The following is a 17,235-nucleotide window of genomic DNA, read 5'->3' on the forward strand; positions in this document are numbered from 1 at the left end:
TCGCCCGTGTGCACGAGGTTGTCCAGGACTGTGGTGGCACGAACCTTCTCTCCGGTGTACTCCAGGCCGTCCAGGCAGATCATCAGGTTGACCGATTCGGCTTCCTCGGCGCCGTGGGGCAGGTACAGGTAGACACTGCTGGTGACGCCCGGGTAGACGGTGTGGCTGGTCCACCTGAAGTGGTAGTACTTCCCGGCAGGAACGCCCTCCTGCGGCACCGACCCGGATGTCAGACGGTACTCCGACACCGTGTCGTTTTCTGATGACTCGACGGTGGCAAGGTCCTTGCCCGGGATCCGACCCTCATCAAGGAGGTTTGCTTCAGACCACATACCCAAATGATCAAGCTCGACGAGCTCGAACTCGGTCGTGGCTGTTCGCGATTGGTTCAAGGTGAAACACCCTTCCTTCTTCTCAAGGTGGTCAAGACGTTGTCTTGAGGTCGTGTCGACACTAAGGGACCGCTCTTTAGTTGGGGAGCCTGCCGTCTCCACCGTGTGAAACCCAGCACCTTCACGACAGTCGTAGGAATTGACTTTTTCCCACGTGAAACGCTTCGGATAGTGGTGTTATAACAAATCGACCTAGCAGGAGTTGGGGGTATTCCAGCGCCTGCATCGGCGGCGGCGACGGCAAAGCCTTCAACCGGCGGTACCGACAATCGCAGCACCATCGACAACGTCGCCATCAATGAGCATGCCAAGTCATGCACCTGATCAGCGTGATATCGGGGGTGGGTATTGGTGATTGGGAGGAAGCCAAAGTCCTGACGGCTCGTTGGTAAAACAACTAGTGACGAGCAGATGACCAAGCAGCGAACATCATATTCAGACCATCGGCGTGTGATGCATGTCCCAACAACTGAACAGGCCTTGGTGACTTTCGCGATGCGCCGAAGGAGCAGCCGCTCATGTTGGACCGCGCTGAAGACGCGGCCCTGTCTCGGGGAAGACTAATATTTCCAGGAAGGTACTGATCGAATATGGACGTAATGAGTTCAGTGGATGTTAAGGCGCCGCCACAGAGCCAGCCACACCTCAAGGGCAACATGGGGTTCCTCTCGCTGTTCTTCAGCGTGGTGGCGTACAACGCCCCCCTGGTGGTCGTCGTCGGCGCCATCCCCATCATGGTGAGCAGCGGGGCAGGCCTGGGCACGCCAGTGTCGTTCATCATTGCAGGGGCCATCCTGGGCGCCTTTGCCGTCGGCTTCACGCGAATGTCCAAAATCATGCCGAAGCCCGGCGGTTTCTACTCGATGATCACCGCCGGACTCGGTCGGGAAGTCGGCCTTGGCTCTGGTCTAGTAGCACTTCTGGGTTACTTCTGCGCCTATGCCGGAAGCGTCGTGTTCGGAGGTGTCGTCATGGGAGAGTTGGTCCATGGCACGCTCAACGGGCCCAACCTTCCCTGGTACGTCTGGGCTAGCATCTTCTGGGCTGCCAGCTCAATCCTCGGCTATTTCAAGGTCGAACTGTCAGCAAAGGTGCTGACTATATTCCTGTTCCTTGAGGTCGTCATCGTGGTCGCTTACGACGTCCTGGTCTTCGTCAATGGGGGAGCAAGCCATGAGGGCATCTCCATTGCACCGCTGAGCCCGATGCACTGGTTCGATGGGTCCTTCCCTCTGGGTTTGCTCTTCGCTCTCGGGATGTTTGCAGGTTTCGAGGTGACCGTTCTGTTCCGTGAGGAGGTCCGGGATCCCAGCCGAACGATTCCTCGCGTCACCTATGCCGTAATCGCCTTGGGGACGGTCGTCTACGGACTTTCCGCACTGTTGTTCCTCAACTCGATCGGTCTCGACCAGGTAGTTGAAGCCGCCACCGAGGACCCAACCGGTTCAATGACTCACAGCCTCCAGGCTTTCGGCGGGAAAGTCCTCGCGGACGCCGCGACCGTCCTCGTCAATACGAGTACCTTTGCGGTGATCCTCGCAGCGCATAATATTTCGGCCAGATATTCCTTCAATTTGAGTGCCGACGGCATCCTTCCGCGGAAATTGAGTATGGTGCACCCCCGCCACGGCTCTCCGCACATCTCGTCCATGGCCATTAGCGGTGCAGGCCTGGTTGTAAGCCTTGTAGTGATCTTCACGGGTATCGGGGCCATTGACTTCTATACGGCTCTGCTCGGCATCACCAGTTTCGTGATCCTCGGCGTGATCTTCGTGACAGGCGTCGCAGTTCCGGTCTACCTGCGTCTCCATGGCCGGCAGCATTCTGTGTGGAGCAGGGTCGTCTTACCGGCCGTGTCACTTATCGGTCTGGGAGCCGGACTGATCCTCGCGGGGGTCAATTTTCCCCTCCTGGTCGGCGGCTCCTTCGTCCTGGCAACCATTCTGATGGCATTGATCCTCGGCCTATTCGTGCTCGGCATCGCTCTCGCGGTGGTTTACCGGCGGACCAAGCCGGCCACCTATGCCCACATCGGGCGTCAATAAGGTCGGACTTCAGTCGGATAAGAGAAAGGTGACTGCTTCCCGTGGACTGGACCAAACTCAGTCAAGTTCGCGGGGAGCAGTTAGTGCCAGGTCAGCGGTTTGCTTGTCACGTCGGAGGCAAAACCCGACGTGGAACCGAGGGCTGCTGTGTTAAACGGGACGTCCCAGCGGAACGAGGGGTTTGAGGCCCCGTCCGACGAAAAGGTTTGTCGGTTGCCCTGGCCAGCTGCCGGGAAGAAATAGGCCGAACGCGTAATCACGGCCTAGCGGTCCCTTGCCAGCGGGAACGGCGGAACCGGGTCGCGTCGGTTAAGGCATGATCTGCAGTTCCACTCGGTGCTGTCGCGTTCGCGCTGTGAATCGATGAGGCGCGAAAGAGCCCCACGTCCCTTTGACGTGGGGCTTGCCTTCCGCCAAGAGCAGAGCCAGTACATGTGTTGTTCGAGCAGTCGCGGGTCAGGCTCCGGCGACGGGCGCTCCTGAATCCCTAACTATGGTGCCCTGGTGCCGCCAGGTATTGGAAGGCGCTCCAGGACGACGCAACCAACCGGCAGCCCCGCTCGTGGCGGGCAGCGAACGACGGGCGAGCTTTTGCCCTGCTCGAAATACTGCGGGGCCGTCACAGGACAAGCATGTCAGCTCCTGCCGGGCCGCTCTCCGCTTTTCGGGTTGGAGGTTCGCAAACTCTTTGGCCGTCCATTCTGATCCGTCCAAACCGCTCTTTGCCATATACAAGGCGCCTCCTCGTGTTCTGATTTGCGGAGATGAGTGGCCTCCGTTCTGTTCTTGCGATTGCCATCGGTAGCCTTGGCCGCCGACAACGCCATCGTCACGCCCGGCGGCCCTCATTCCTAAATGCCTAGGAGGCGGCTGGAGTCGCGTTGGTGGGGGCGCCGTCGTTACAGGCAGGTCAGGATTTGGAGCTGGGGCGACCAGGAATGTGGCTCAGTATGGACTTTGAGAAGCCACCATCAACGCAGATGTCTTGACCGGTGACATAGCCCGATAGAGGGCTAACTAGAAATTCGATCACGTTGGCGATGTCCATCGGATCTCCAATTCTCCCCAAGGGGATAATGTCCTCCCGCGCCTTCTTGATTTTGGGATCTTCATACATTTTTTCAGTCATCCGGGTGTGGGTCATGCCTGGGGAGACCACATTTACGCGGATGCCCTCGGGTGCCCATTCCAAAGCGAGTGTCTGGGCCAACATTGTCAAAGCAGCTTTGCTGGGGCTGTAGGCGCCCGATCCCGCGTGTGGTTGTTGGCCGGACATGGAGGAGGTGAAACAGGCAGCCCCATGGCTGTCCTTCAGGTGCGGGTAGCTCGCCTTGGCAAGAAGCCATGAGCCCCGGAGGTTGACGGAGAACATTCCGTCCCAGTCCTCGATGGACAGGTCACATATGGTTCCGGGGTTGGCGATTCCGGCGTTGGCTATCAGCGCGTCCAGGCCACCGAATTCTGCTACAGCAGCTTTGACCAGCTGGCTTGGCACATCGGGATCCCCGAGATCACCTGCCAAGGCGATGGCGGTGCCTCCAATTGCCTGGATTGAACGAACAACCTCATCTTGGCTGGTGTTCGATTCGTGTCCACATACGGCAATCATCGGGTGCACCCCACGTTCCAGAGCCGCCTCCGCGAGTCTTAGGGATGTCGCTGCGCCGATTCCGCTGCTTCCGCCACTGACCAAAGCCCTCATTACGCAAACTCCTCTTTAAGGTTGATACGCATTGAAAAGTGTCTCTCAACAATGCAAGTTTCTGTGGTTGGAAAATTCTTCGTGGAGCCGGATTTCCGGCGTGGGAGTTAACCCTCCAGCTCCCATCCGCGGTTCTTGAGGTCCTGCATGGCCTTCGCAAATTCATTGACCGGGTTCTGCTCACGGATGATCTCCAGAACGACGTTCTTGACGCCGCACGTGTCCTTGACGGCTTCGCCCAACCCATTCCAGTCGATGACTCCCGTGCCGATGGGGTCGTGCCCCCAGCTGTCCACGCCGGTATCGGAAATGTGCACGAGTCCGATGGACTTGTGATGCTCACGCAGACTTGCTACGGGATCCTCACCGATGTAGGCAGCGTTGGCGACGTCGTAAACGATCTTGACTGAATCGTCGTTGATCGTGCTGACGACACCTGCCAAGTCCCGGATCGTGGGAGTGAAGCAGTAGGGGGTGTTTTCGAAGAGCAGTCGTGTGCCAGCCCCCTTGGCCAGCGGGATGAGATTTTCTAGACTTTCATACATCCATCCGTGGACGCTTTCGAGTGAGGGTGAGATCATAGGACGTCGCGTGCCGGGGGAGATCACAACCTCGGGTACGTCCCAGGCGGCAGCCAGGTCAATCACTGACTTGATATGGTCAATGCTTTTGCGGCGCATGTTGGCGCCGGGGCTGGCAAGGTTGATGTCATATCCGCCAGCGTTCAACGACCGTATCTTGGCACCATACTGGCTGAGCCTGGCTTGGAGGGCCGTGCGTTCGGAGCCCGACAGCTCATCCGGCCAGCAGTGCGGAGAGCTGACTGGCACTTCGAACGTTTTGTAGCCGTTGTCGACAAGTTCGGCTATGGCATCGATCGCCGTCGCTGACCATAGATATGAAAACGTGTTGATAATCATGCTGTTCACGTAGGAGGAGTCCTCTCAGTTCCGCGCCATTAGAAGAAGGCTTCTTTCATAGCGCACATTGAATTTTGAGCTGCAGCCGAGCCAGGACAGCTCGGTGCCGAGCGTCTATTTGGAGTGCCTGGATACGTCGACCATCGACGTCGTGCCCGAAATCAACTGTTCGCCTTCGAGTACCTCAGGGTCAGCGAGTGCCACGGTGGAACGGCCCCCACGGTTGCCGGTCTCGGGAAGCGTGAAGTACACCACGAGGCAGAGGGCGACGACGACGATCATGTAGACGGCGACGAGCATCGGCTGCCCGGCCCCGACGAAAGCGGCAGCAACCAGCGGTGCGGTACCACCGAAGACGGCAATCACGATCTGATGCGCGAAGCCGATGCCTGATACCCGGACGGATGCCGGGAAGAGTTCGGCCTGGATGGTCGGATAGACCGACTGCCAGATACCGAGAACAACCCACCCGGAGGCCGATACCAGGACGTATACCCAGAAGCCAGGCTGGTTCAGGAGCAGGAGCAGGGGGTAGAAGAGAACGATCATGCCGATGGCGCCGACGATAGGGAAGATTTTGCGCCGGCCGAGTCGATCAGAGAGTGCGCCGCAGGTCGGCACGATAATCACCAGCAGGGCCAGCCCGATGACGCTTCCGGCCAGTGTGGACGCGAGGTCCCGGCCGGTGGTCAGTTTGGCGTAGGTGGGAAGGAATGTGGCCCAAGTGTAGTAGGCCACGGCCGGCGCGGAAAGCGCAGCTGCCTGCAGCAGCGCCTTCGGATGTTCGCGAAGCAGGTCCATCAGGCGGGCTGCGGCAGACTTCTGGTCCACAAGGGCTTCTGCCTCGAACTCGGGGGTTTCTTCAGCCCGGGCCCTTAGGATTAGGCCGACGATGCCGAGGAAGCCTCCCACAACGAAGGGGATGCGCCAGCCCCATGCGGCGAGGTCGGCGGTGGAGAACGATGACGTCACCATTGCGGCTGCGCCCGTAGCTGCCAGGGTTGCAAGGCCACTTGCCATATTGGTGAAGGAACCGAACAGGCCTCGCCTGTTCGTTGGAGCATGTTCGACCATGAATGCAATCGCACTCTGTCCCTCACTGCCCGCTGAGATGCCCTGGAGGATGCGCGCAACCAGAAAGAGAACCGGCGCTGCGTAGCCGATGGTCCCAAATGATGGCGTAAGGCCGATGATGAGCGAGCCGAGGGCCATCCCGGAAATGGACAGGGTGAGAATGACTCGCCGGCCGAAACGATCGGCCAGCGGCGAAATGATGATGCCACTAAGCGGCCGTACAACAAACCCAACGGCATAGGTGAGCAATGCGGCGATCAGGGATGCGAACGCGGAGTCGCTGGGGAATATCTGCGACGAGAATACCGCCGCAAGCAGTCCATAAATATACCAGTCGTACCACTCAACGAAGTGGCCGATCGTGCCTGCAACCATGTTCAGGGTGCGGCGCGGATGCTTGGACGTTTCGGGACGCCCCGAAGTGTCGGAACTGCCGACGGCTTCTTTTGAGGTCTTCATTGAACTCTCCATGTTTTCACGTTTAGCGCTGTCGTTACAGTGCTGGGTCTGGGTACCTGGTGTGCCGGGCCGGGCCGCCTGTAAATGCGTCCGACCGGACAACGAATGCCAGGGGCGGCGGTCGGTGCGGGGCAGGCGGCGCTGCTTGCGCTTATGCGAAGAAAGCTTTCACAATCCTCCAGGTCTCCGAATGAGATCGGTTGCTGAGATCGGTTGCATTCAACGATACGGATGGGATGTGATCTTTGTCAATGTGCCGTAGGGCCGCTTCGTCCCGAGCCGGCGCCACTGATAGCCCACCGCGAGGCTGCATCAATCGACGGAAAGCGGAGCCTCGTTGTTGAAGTCCAGAAACCGCACACCGGACCAGGCGCATTCCAGGCTGCCATAGATGGCCCAGTAGTCGTCCCAGTGAGCTAGTTTCCACTGGTCGCGGTCCAAGGCACGGCGGGTGAGCCGCGAACGCAGAACGTCTTGAGGCACCCGAACCCGTATCACAGTGATCTCGGGGGAGGGCCAGTGGAAGTCATTGGCCGCCCGGGTCAGGTAGTCCGGATCGCCAAAATAGGCTCCGAAAGGGGCGTCGAGAACTACGGAGCGGCCCAGGCGCAGGTTTACGCCTGCCACATCCATGAGAGTCTCGTACTCAAGGGGCAGCAGATTGGCCCGGTAGTAATCATTGGACTCGCGGTCGGTCGGGTCATGCCCAGTGGCAGTTAGCGCGAATTCCACGAAGCGGCCGCTCACCCGGTCCTTGTCCAGATATGCCGCTTGCTGCTTCTCAGCCGTTTGTTGGGCAACGGTTGTCTTCCCTGAGCCTGCCGGTCCAATGACGATGAAGACTTGGGGGGACATTATCGGCGGGCCTCTGCTACTGCGGCGAGGAAGGACCGGGCCGCTTCGGTAACGCGGGCGAAGTCGCCGTCAGGCTGCCATGCCTTGGTCACGTAGCTGCCCACGCCGACGCCTGCCACACCTGCGGCGAACCATTCGCCCACATTTTCCAGGGTTACGCCACCTGCAGGCATGATCGGCAGGTGTGCCAGAGGTGCCAGCACTGCCTTCGCATAGGCCACCCCGCCGGCCTCGGTGGGGAAGAGCTTGAGGATGTCAGCGCCTGCCTCTGCGGACTCAACGAATTCCGTCGGTGTGTAGGCTCCGCTGATGGTTGGCACCTGATACCTGTTTGCTGTACGGATCATCGCGGGGTTCAACTGGGGGCTGACCAGGAACTCGGCGCCGGCGCGAATGCACTCGTACGCGGAGTGCTCATCGAGCACAGTCCCCGCCCCGACGGCCACGCCGCTGGGTCCGTACTTTGCTGCCAGGCGCCGGATGACGTCTACGGCACCGGGAATCGAAAGGGTGATCTCCAGTGCCCGGAAGCCTCCATCGATGGCGGCCTCCGCGACCTTCTCGGCGACTTTTGCGCTCTCAAGCCGCACGATGAGGACAGCCCCGGACTCGTCGATGGTCTGCAGGGTGCGAAGTTTTTTTAACATGGTGGCCTCTCTCTGGCGGGCTGGCATCGTTGTATCGAGCCACCCGGCTCTATTGATGTTTCGTTGACAAACTCTCCCACCATCCATAGTGTTATTGCAACCGATCTCAGCAACCGATCTCATACAAGGGGGTATTGCGGTTGACTTATGTACGAACAATCATTCTTGGCGCTTCCCATTGGCATGTTCCGCTCTGCGCACAGGCCATGGCCGAAGAGCACGACATGATCGCAGTAGGCGACCATGATGTATCCCGTATGCAGGTGCAGAAACTGGCCGACGGCTGGGGAGCGCCGGTTGAAGCTGACTGGCGGAAACTGGTGGATTTGCCCGACGTGGGACTCGCATATGTGTTTGGTCCCCACGAGGGGATGGCAGAAAAGTGCATTGCCCTGATCGAGCGGGGTATTCCGTTCGTGGTGGAAAAGCCATTGGGCACTTCCCTTGGCGAGCTTTCCACCGTGCGCCAAGCTGCCGAAGCAGCTGGTGTACCGGCCACTGTGCCCCTGGTCCAGCGCGGCGGCCCCACAGAGAAGTGGTTGGCCAAGGCCGGCAGGCCCACCTACCAGCGAGCCTCATTCATTGCTGGCCCTCCGGCGCGGTATCTCGACAATGCCAATCCGTGGATGCTCGACCCGGTCAAGGCCGGGGGAGGATGCCTCGCAAACCTGGGCCCGCATTTTGTTGACCTGTTCCTCCGAGGATGCGAGGAGCCCGCAGCGCAGGTGGATTCCCGACTCTCATCGGTTCTTCACGGCCAAGCTATCGAGGACCATGCCAGCTTGATCATCACGACACCGGAAGGACGCGAAGCGATTGTCGAGGTCGGCTACGCATTCCCTGGCTCGCCGCTGAAGCGCTACTGCAGCTTTACCTCCGCTGGAGAGTCAGGATTCGCCTCTGTTGATTCGGACGGCACAGCTACTTTCACCGCGCTGGACGGCACCACAGAGATCGACAAGATCAATGTCGACAGCGACCCTCTTTATGATCCGTTCGTGCGGAACGTGGCACGGACACTGGAAGATGGATTCCGAGGCCTGCCCACGCTGGCCCAGCTCGAAGATGTCATGCGCCCCATTTGGCGGGCCTATGACGACCAGCACGGAGGAAACGAACATGCCTGACTTGAGTATCGACGTCGTTGCAAAAGCTGCCGGTGTCCATCGGTCAACGGTCTCCCGCGCGTTCTCACGCCCTGAGGCGGTGAAGAGTGAAACACGCGAGCACATCCTCCGGGTTGCCGAGGGACTTGGCTACACCATGAGTCCGCTGGCACAGGCGCTCCGTCGAAAGACCAGCACCATCATCCCTCTGATCGTCCCTGACATTACGAACCCGTTCTTCGCAGAACTTGCCAAGACGATGACGCAGGCAGCGGACGAGCGCGGCTACCAACTCATGCTCTGCGTCACCAACGGGGACCCAGCCAAATCCGATGGTTACTTTACTGCCATGCAGGCGATGTATGCACCGTTCGGGATTGTCGCACCCTCCACAAAGGTGGACACCGAGGCACTCAAGCGATTCGCCTTCGGCCACAAGGTGGTGGTGATTGACCGCGTGGAAGGCGACGACTCCGTTCCTACGGTCACGGTCGACAGCCGCAAAGGAATCATGCTGGCGTTGGATCATCTGCATTCCTTGGGACACACCTCGATCGGCTACGTATCCGGTATCGCCGGGACACATACGGCCCAGGACCGGATGGACGCCTATCTGGAGCTCACTGCCCAAAGCGGCAGCACACCTATAGTGCTCGACAGCGGGTCAGACCTTGATGCGGGCACGCGCGGCGCAGAGCATTTTCTGGAAATGGACAATCCGCCCACAGCGATCATTGCGGCCAATGACATGGTGGCTTTCGCAGTGATTTCGGCGCTCGGCCGAAGTGGCCTACGGGTACCGGACGACGTGTCGGTCATCGGGTTCGATGGGCTTGCTCTCGGTGCGCGCTTCAACCCTCCCCTGACAACGGTGCGGCAGCCGATCGCAGACATGGGACATATCGCAATCGAACTGGCTGAAAAGCAAAATGTTGACGGTTCGGTGGACCATATCGTCCTCGAACCCGAGCTTCTGGTCCGTGGTTCCACCTCGGAGCGCCGCAAATGAGCGGGGCACAGGAGCAGAGGCTCCGGCGTCTGCCGGGACTCCACCACACAGACCACGTCGGGTTGACGGTTCCAAACCTTGACGAGGGCGTTCGGTTCTTCGTCGAAGTGCTCGGAGCTGAAGAGTTATATCGCTCCGAACGCGGGCCAGACGAAGAATTCATGCCCACGAACTTCGAAGTCCCTGCAGATGCCAAGCTCACGCTTGCCATGCTCCGCCTGCCACCGAATCTCAACATCGAGCTTTTCGAGTGGAGCAGTGCTGAGCGGCGAGAGACGCCACCGCGTCATTGCGACGCCGGCGGGCACCACCTGTGCTTCGTCGTGGACGACGTCGATGAAGCTATCGAAGTGCTGCAGGAAACACCAGGGGTACGCGTGCTCGGTGAGCGCAAGGAAGTCGCAGGTGACAGCCCTCGTGTAGCCGGCAACCGCTGGACCTATTTCATTACCCCATGGGGCCTGCTGATGGAAATCGTGGATCGATCCCGCGTCCCGGCCCCTCCCCGGCTGGTCGGTCCCGCGGACTGGACAGCAGCTCCAAACACTTCAGAAAGGACATATAACAATGCGGCTAGCGGGTCACACACTAGGCACCCCGAACCACACGGTTCCCCAAGCACTTAGTCTCTTCCGGGCCGCAGGGCTCGATGCGGCCGAAGTCATCTACCAGGATGACTACAAGTCCGGTTTGCCCTTGGGGGATCGGCACTCCGCGATGGAGGCACTCAAAGCGGCCGAAGGCGAAGGTATACCCATCGTGGGACTGACGCCCTATACCACCGCCATCAACTCACTGGACGATACCGAATGGCACATCGCCGTCGACGAATTCCGTGGAGCCATAGATACCGCACAACTGCTCGGTGCTGACCGGGTCCGTGTCTACGCCGGCTCCTGGCACCCAGGAGACACCGACCACGCGGCACGGTGGGGGCAGCTGCGTAAGGCCTTGGAGACACTTGCACCCGAAGCCCAGCAGGCTGGCGTCCGCCTTTGCGTCGAGAACCACTTCGGCACCATGACGCAGACCGCGGCAGACACAGCGGCCCTGGTCCGGGAAATTGCCCAGCCGTCCATCCGCGTGCTCTATGACCAGGCCAACCTGACCTTCACGCACGACGAAAACTATGAAGAAGCCTTCGCTGTCCAAGGTGACCTGATCGGCCACGTCCACGTGAAAGACCTCGTCTTCACAAATCCCAACGCGGCCTTCCGCGCCTCGGAAACCGCCCGGGTCAACGCCTCCGAACGCGCAGTCCGTTCACGCGTCGTGGGAAGCGGCGTTGTTCCATGGTCTCCAATCCTCGCCGCACTGCTGCAGCACGGCTACGACGACGTACTGAGCATCGAGCTTGAATACCGTTGGCACCCGCAAGATCTCCCCGCGCCCGAGGACGGATTCCGGGAATCCGTCGCCGTCCTGCGCTCAATGCTCACTGATCTAGCTGAAGTAAGGAACGCCTGATGAACACCAACCGCCTCCGCGTCGGAGTTATCGGCGCCGGCAACATCGCGACGATTGCGCAGCTGCCCACCCTCGTACAGCGGGACGACGTCGAGTTGGCTGCCCTGGTTTCCCGGCGCGAAGATCCGACCAGCCTGGTCCGGCGCTGGGGCTTCAACGCCGCCTACAAGACAGTGGAGGAGATGCTGGCCGCGAAGGAACTGGACGCGGTCTTCATACTGACCCCGCGTTCCGAGCACGCCCACGCCGTCGAACTTTGCCTCAACCGCGACGTGGACGTGTTCTGCGAGAAGCCGCTTGCCCCAGCGACACAGGAGGCAGCGCATCTGGCAGACCTCGCCGATGAGCGGGGACGGATACTCATGGTTGACTTCAACCGCCGCTATGCGCCCGTCTACACGGCCGGCCGGGAAGCCTTTGGCGACAAAGGTGCTACCTTCTGCGTCGCCCAGAAAAACCGCCCCGGATCTGAATACCGTGCAACGTTCGAGAACGCCATCCACATGGTCGATCTCCTCCGCTGGTACTGCGGAGGCGAACCGGAACACGTCGCCGCCCACGCCGCTGGTGAGGATCCCTGGGAAGAAGACGGACTCGCAGCGACCATCCGCTTCAGCACCGGGAACACCGGCGTCCTGATGGCAGCCCGCACAGCAGGAGCATGGAACGAGAAACTGGACGCCTACGGTGACGGAAAGACCGTCGAAGTCAGGGCACCCGAAACCGTTTCCACCACCATTAACGGCGTCACGACATCACGGGAACTGAGCGCCGAAGCATACGGATGGGCTACTGCGACAGACACCCTCGGATTCTCGGCCGCCGTTCACCACTTCCTGGACCGGGTCGCCGACAGGGCGCAGCCGCTTACCTCGGGCCGCGAAGCTGTACGCACCCAGCGCCTGCTGGACCAGATCCTCGCCGCAGCCGGCCTGCCCACAGAAGAGCAAACCGGGCGCGAATGGGCGAGCCACGCAGTCAACGCAACCTGAATCTCCACGGATATAGGGAGGTGCCAACTTGGCTCGACGTCGTGTGCGTAAGGGTGGACTAAAAGCCAGAGGGGCGGGGAAGCGGCCGCTTCGTGGGCGTTTCATCGCGCTTGCAGGCATCCTGCTGGTTGCCTTCAGCGCGCGAGAAGCGGTCTCGGCGGCGTCCCCGCTCCTTGGTCAAATAGGCACGGACCTTCCCCTTGACGCCGTGACCACAGGGATCCTTGGCATGCTCCCGACCGCCAGCTTCGCAGTGATGGGCTTCCTGGCGCTGCCGCTCCTGCGGCGCATCCAGCTGGAACACCTCCTACTGGTTGCGATCCTGCTGACAACATTGGGGCAGTTCGGCCGCGCAGTGGGATCGGACGTCCTGGCATTTTTGGTGTTCACCTGTATCGCCATGCTCGGGATTGGTCTGGTCAATGTCGTGGCGCCGCCTCTCTTGATGAAGTACTTTCCCGACAGAATCGGGATTCTCGCAGCGCTCCATGTCACTCTCCTGGGTGTCAGCACGGCTGTGGCCGCCCAATTTGCCATTCCCCTGGGCACTCTTTATGGCTGGCGGTTCTCCATCGGTATCTGGGCTGCCCTCAGCGCGGTCGCTGCGTTGCCGTGGCTGACGCTCCTTGCCGTCAAACGAGCTGTTGCCCGCTCCAGCAGTCCACCAGCCAAGGACGCGCCGCCGCCCCGGGCGAACGCTGTCAAGCCCTGGAAATCATCAATCGGTTGGGGCACGGCATTGATCTTTGCCGGTGGCTCCAGCAATACTTTTACGGCGCTCAGTTGGCTTCCGACTGTTCTCGTCGACCGAGGGATAGGCCAGGAAGCTGCTGGATCTATGCTGGCGCTCTATTCAATTCTCGCGTTGCCGGTGGCCTTGATTACGCCTGTGGTTGCCGTGAGAATGCCCCGCCCGCTACCTATAGCAATCGTCTTTGTGGTCGCATTCGCAATAGGTTACGGAGGCATCATCTTCGCTCCACCAGCCTCTGCAGCGGTCTGGGTTGTCATTGCCGGGCTGGGCCAAGGCGCTTATTCCTTCGCGTTCACAATGATTAATAAGCGCACACGAACGCAATCCGGTTCAGGAAGCTTGTCCGCGTTTGCCCAGGGAACCGGCTACGCCCTAGCAAGCGTCGGTCCTTTCCTGTTCGCGCTCCTGCACCGTGCAGGAGACGGCTGGCTGCCCTCGTTCGGCATGCTCGGTGTCTGGCTCTTGGTGCTAGTGACGGGGGCCATCATGGTCAACAAGCCACGCATGCTTGAAGAACACTCACCGATTCCGAAACAGGCACTGAAAATACAGGGTCCTTGACACCCTTTCTAGAGACACCGATGGTTGGAAACCCCGGATATCTGCAACCGTTCTCATTGGTTTCGACGGACCTCAAAGGAGAGATTTCATGAGTAACTCTTTCACCCTCGGCTTGGCGTTCGCGGGGCCCGCATCATGACGACGGCGGCACAGGCGCCGCGCGTCGCTGTGGTGGGAGCGGCCGGCTGGGCCGGATCCCGTCATGCCAGAGCATTCGCCAAGGTGGGTGCCGATGTTACTCATCTAGTGGAGAAGGACGAGCGCGCGTTCGCACTTGCCCAGGAGTTGGGCGCGCAGTTGCTGCCCAGCGTCCAGGAGCTCCGTTCTGCTCAACTGGACCTGGTCGTCGTCGCGTTGCCCACCACTCTGCAACCGGCCATCTGTGCGGATCTGCTGAACAGGGGATTTTGGGTGCTGACGGAAAAGCCGGTGGCGGCAGATGCCGAAGGTGCTGCCATCATGGCCGCCGCTTCAGGAGTGAACCAACGACTCATGGTGGGATACACGCTTCACCAGCATCCGGCCGTCCCACTAATCACCCAGTGGGTCCGAGACAACGACGTGATCGCTGTTAGTGTTCGATCGGTCGCCTATAAGGAGAACGTCGAATCATGGCGTGCTGATCCGAAAGAGGGCGGCGTTGCGGTAGTGAACGGCATTCATGCCATTGAACTGGTCTCTTCCTGGTTCGAGGGTGACCCAAAAGTCCTGGCCACCAGCGCGAGCAGGAGCCTGTACGGTTCTCCAGTACCAGAACACGTTCTTTCCACCCTCGAATTCTCCTCTGGAGCCGTGTTCACCGTGCAGAGCTACTGGTCTCCCTGGCCGGAACCCCAAGGGCTCAACGAGGGGGATTGGAGCCTCACCATCGATGTTCTGGCCACTAGCGGCCGGATGTTGTGGTCAAACGATTCCCTTCACGTGTGGGACCGTGACGGCGGACAACACGCAAAGAACTTCGAGCCCTCCGACTTCTTCCTCCGCCAGGCAGAAGCCGGCCTGAGGTTCTGCGCGGGTGAAACGCCTGCCGTTACATTCGCCCAGGCGCTTCGCGCCACGGAAATCGCCGACGCAGTCCGGACAGCGGCGGCCTCCGGCGCCCGGGAGGTGCCAGCCCCCTAAGCATCACCGAAAGCCGAACAAAGGACGACCTGCCGAACCGAGCAATATCGAGTAAGGAAACTAACATGAAGCAAGCACGTCACGCTCCGACCACAGGAGCACTGCAGTCAAGCTGCGCCCAGAGCGGAGAGAACCGATGAGCCTCAAAGACCAGGTCGTTCTGGTAACCGGATCAAGCGGAGGAATTGGCGACGCTGCAGTCAGCGCATTCACAGCCGCAGGAGCCATGGTCATCGGCGCCGACCGTTCCCCCAAAGAGGACCAGTCCCTGGAGGCGTTTCACCGCTTTGACATCACCTCGGAACAACAATGCGCAACGGTCATACAGGACATCCAAGCCAAATACGGCCGTATCGACGTCCTCGTGCACGCGGCCGGAGTGCTTGGCCCCACCCCGGACATCATGGAAACAACCACCGAAGAGTTCGACTCCATCCTGAGGATCAACGCCACCGCGACCTTCACCATGGTCCGGGAGACCGCAAAATCCATGCTTGAGACCGGCACAGCCGGTGCCATCGTGGTCCTGTCCTCAGTTGCGGCCAAAGAAGCACGCCTCAACTACCTGCCCTACAACGCGAGCAAGCTCGCCGTCCTCCACATCATGTGGTCCTTTGCCGAGCTGCTCGGACCCAACGGCATCTCCGTGAACGCGATCGCACCAGGACCGGTGAACACACCCATGTGGGCTCAATTTGCCCGGGACTCCGGCCCGGACGCAGCAGCCAACCGAGCGAAGAGGGCAGCACAACTGCCGATGCGCCGGTTTGCCGAACCCGATGAAGTTGCCCGGGCCATCCTGTTCCTTTCTGACCCTGACAACCGCTACATCACGGGAGTGTCTCTCGATGTGGCCGGTGGAGCACATCTGGGAATCGGAACTTAAACACCCGACAGGGCCTCTCATTGGCCGCCCGTGCCGCTGTGCCCATGACTCACTCAACCCAACATCAACGCTTTTGGGCTGCTCTCATCCTGAATGGCAATTCAGCAATCAGAGACGAGTCCCTGATCTACCAAGGAGACACTTAATGCGACATCATCACACTGCCCTGCACGTTACGGATATGGAGCGGAGCGAGCGATTTTATGTGGATGGCCTCGGACTAGCGCGTTTGGATGCGTGGACGTCGGGACCATACATCGGCGAACTCTACGGCCGTCCCGACGTTAAGGTCAGAGCCATGCTTCTCGCTACCAGTGATGGATCCTTTCGACTGGAACTCGCCCATGCCGAGCCGCTACTGCCGGCCGTCAATCCATCAGAGGCACAACCGGGCACGGCTCACCTTGCCTTTACAGGTATTGACGTGCGAAAGGTTTACGCCAGGATGACAGCGCTTGGTTACAGCGCGGTATCCGAACCCGTTGCCCCGACCTCAGGCCCCATTGCAGGCGGATGGCTGGTTTACCTTCTCGATCCTGACGGAAATCGCGTAGAGCTGATTCAGTCGCCAGACTGGCGCTCGAGCGAGGATTCATAAGTGGCTCGCTCGCTGAATGACGCACTCAGCCAGCCAACGCGACAGAGTTCGTTTCGGGACAGGGTACGGGGCGCGTACGGCTTAAGCTGGGCCGGCAGTCAACTATGAGTTGAGCTTGAGTACATCGATAGGCTGTGGGTGGGCAGGTTGCATCCTGCCCACCCACACTGCATATGTTGCTCCAACACCCAGCATGACTGAAGGTCCCAGAGCTGTTTGGCCCGCCCGCCAAGATTCTTACGCTCCAGGGCGGACTCGGTGGCCATGAGACCCTCACCGATCAGGCCAGCTCCGACAAATTGAGTGATCGCACGCTGGCTGACCATCTGCGGCAAATATGGCGACCGTCCGATAAACGTTTTCTTCCATACCGGCGGTCAAGTTGCCCAGGCGGGGCGGGCCGACACTTTTGTCTAAGGGGCTTGCCTGCAGGCCGTAAGGCATAAATAACCGTGAGAGATTCCGTTATCCCGTTTTTGGCTTGAACCCGACGGCGGTATGGCAACCCGGCAGTGGCCGAGCCGTCCGGCGCCTAACTGAAGCGGCGGGAGAACCCTTAGCCCAGAAGTGAACGGACCGCCGGAACCATTGTGCTGGAAAATAGCGGTCTCACGCATCCGATCGGGTGACTATGCTGCAGTGGGCC

General features: G+C 60.2%; 15 protein-coding genes and 1 pseudogene. 10 read left to right on the forward strand and 6 right to left on the reverse strand.

Going from position 1 to position 17,235, the window contains the following annotated elements; all coding sequences use genetic code 11:
- A pseudogene (locus AC1DD5_RS22620) lies at nt 1-392 on the reverse strand (hypothetical protein); the annotation flags it as partial.
- Nucleotides 393-991: 599 nt separating this feature from the next.
- Here AC1DD5_RS22620 and AC1DD5_RS22625 point away from each other — a divergent pair.
- Nucleotides 992-2,437, forward strand: coding sequence for an APC family permease (locus AC1DD5_RS22625; protein ID WP_477516035.1), 1,446 nt, complete (start codon nt 992-994; stop codon nt 2,435-2,437).
- Between the two features lie 910 nt (nt 2,438-3,347).
- On the opposite strand, the gene AC1DD5_RS22630 is transcribed toward AC1DD5_RS22625, so the two are convergent.
- The 5 genes from AC1DD5_RS22630 to AC1DD5_RS22650 all read right to left on the reverse strand — a co-directional run bounded on the left by AC1DD5_RS22630 (nt 3,348) and on the right by AC1DD5_RS22650 (nt 8,094).
- Nucleotides 3,348-4,139 carry an SDR family NAD(P)-dependent oxidoreductase gene (locus AC1DD5_RS22630; protein WP_477516036.1) on the reverse strand — a complete coding sequence of 264 codons (792 nt, stop codon included), beginning with the start codon at nt 4,137-4,139 and terminating at the stop codon, nt 3,348-3,350.
- A gap of 107 nt (nt 4,140-4,246) precedes the next feature.
- Nucleotides 4,247-5,059 (reverse strand): sugar phosphate isomerase/epimerase family protein, encoded by an 813-nt coding sequence (locus AC1DD5_RS22635; RefSeq protein WP_477516116.1) that lies wholly within the window; start codon nt 5,057-5,059, stop codon nt 4,247-4,249.
- A 114-nt stretch (nt 5,060-5,173) separates the two neighbouring features.
- Nucleotides 5,174-6,592: an MFS transporter gene (locus AC1DD5_RS22640; protein WP_477516037.1), complete on the reverse strand. Its 1,419-nt coding sequence runs from the start codon at nt 6,590-6,592 to the stop codon at nt 5,174-5,176.
- A 312-nt stretch (nt 6,593-6,904) separates the two neighbouring features.
- Nucleotides 6,905-7,447, reverse strand: coding sequence for a P-loop nucleotide/nucleoside kinase family protein (locus AC1DD5_RS22645; protein ID WP_477516038.1), 543 nt, complete (start codon nt 7,445-7,447; stop codon nt 6,905-6,907).
- On the reverse strand, nt 7,447-8,094 hold the full coding sequence (locus AC1DD5_RS22650; RefSeq protein ID WP_477516039.1) for a bifunctional 4-hydroxy-2-oxoglutarate aldolase/2-dehydro-3-deoxy-phosphogluconate aldolase: 648 nt from the start codon (nt 8,092-8,094) through the stop codon (nt 7,447-7,449). Before AC1DD5_RS22650 ends, AC1DD5_RS22645 begins: the two co-directional genes overlap by 1 nt.
- 140 nt (nt 8,095-8,234) lie before the next feature.
- On the opposite strand from AC1DD5_RS22650, the gene AC1DD5_RS22655 reads away from it, so the two are divergent.
- From AC1DD5_RS22655 to AC1DD5_RS22695, 9 genes are all read left to right on the forward strand, one after another.
- The gene (locus tag AC1DD5_RS22655; RefSeq protein WP_477516040.1) at nt 8,235-9,221 is read left to right on the forward strand and encodes a Gfo/Idh/MocA family protein; all 987 of its coding nucleotides are present in this window, start codon (nt 8,235-8,237) and stop codon (nt 9,219-9,221) included.
- Nucleotides 9,214-10,209, forward strand: a complete 996-nt coding sequence (locus AC1DD5_RS22660) for a LacI family DNA-binding transcriptional regulator (protein WP_477516041.1) — start codon at nt 9,214-9,216, stop codon at nt 10,207-10,209. The genes AC1DD5_RS22655 and AC1DD5_RS22660 overlap by 8 nt, the downstream gene beginning before the upstream one ends.
- Entirely contained in the window at nt 10,206-10,835 is a 630-nt protein-coding gene (locus AC1DD5_RS22665) for a VOC family protein (RefSeq protein WP_477516042.1), read from the forward strand. The genes AC1DD5_RS22660 and AC1DD5_RS22665 overlap by 4 nt, the downstream gene beginning before the upstream one ends.
- Nucleotides 10,777-11,676, forward strand: a complete 900-nt coding sequence (locus AC1DD5_RS22670; protein WP_477516043.1) for a sugar phosphate isomerase/epimerase family protein — start codon at nt 10,777-10,779, stop codon at nt 11,674-11,676. Before AC1DD5_RS22665 ends, AC1DD5_RS22670 begins: the two co-directional genes overlap by 59 nt.
- Nucleotides 11,676-12,668 (forward strand): Gfo/Idh/MocA family protein, encoded by a 993-nt coding sequence (locus tag AC1DD5_RS22675; RefSeq protein ID WP_477516044.1) that lies wholly within the window; start codon nt 11,676-11,678, stop codon nt 12,666-12,668. The genes AC1DD5_RS22670 and AC1DD5_RS22675 overlap by 1 nt, the downstream gene beginning before the upstream one ends.
- Before the next feature lie 28 nt (nt 12,669-12,696).
- The gene (locus AC1DD5_RS22680; protein WP_477516045.1) at nt 12,697-13,983 is read left to right on the forward strand and encodes an MFS transporter; all 1,287 of its coding nucleotides are present in this window, start codon (nt 12,697-12,699) and stop codon (nt 13,981-13,983) included.
- 135 nt (nt 13,984-14,118) lie between these two features.
- Entirely contained in the window at nt 14,119-15,105 is a 987-nt protein-coding gene (locus AC1DD5_RS22685) for a Gfo/Idh/MocA family protein (RefSeq protein ID WP_477522816.1), read from the forward strand.
- 136 nt (nt 15,106-15,241) lie between these two features.
- A complete protein-coding gene (locus AC1DD5_RS22690; protein WP_477516047.1) occupies nt 15,242-15,991 on the forward strand; it encodes an SDR family NAD(P)-dependent oxidoreductase in 750 nt (249 codons plus the stop codon).
- 145 nt (nt 15,992-16,136) lie between these two features.
- Nucleotides 16,137-16,589, forward strand: coding sequence for a VOC family protein (locus AC1DD5_RS22695; RefSeq protein ID WP_477516048.1), 453 nt, complete (start codon nt 16,137-16,139; stop codon nt 16,587-16,589).
- Nucleotides 16,590-17,235: the final 646 nt, after the last annotated feature.

The organism is Paenarthrobacter sp. 10L420 (assembly GCF_056395385.1).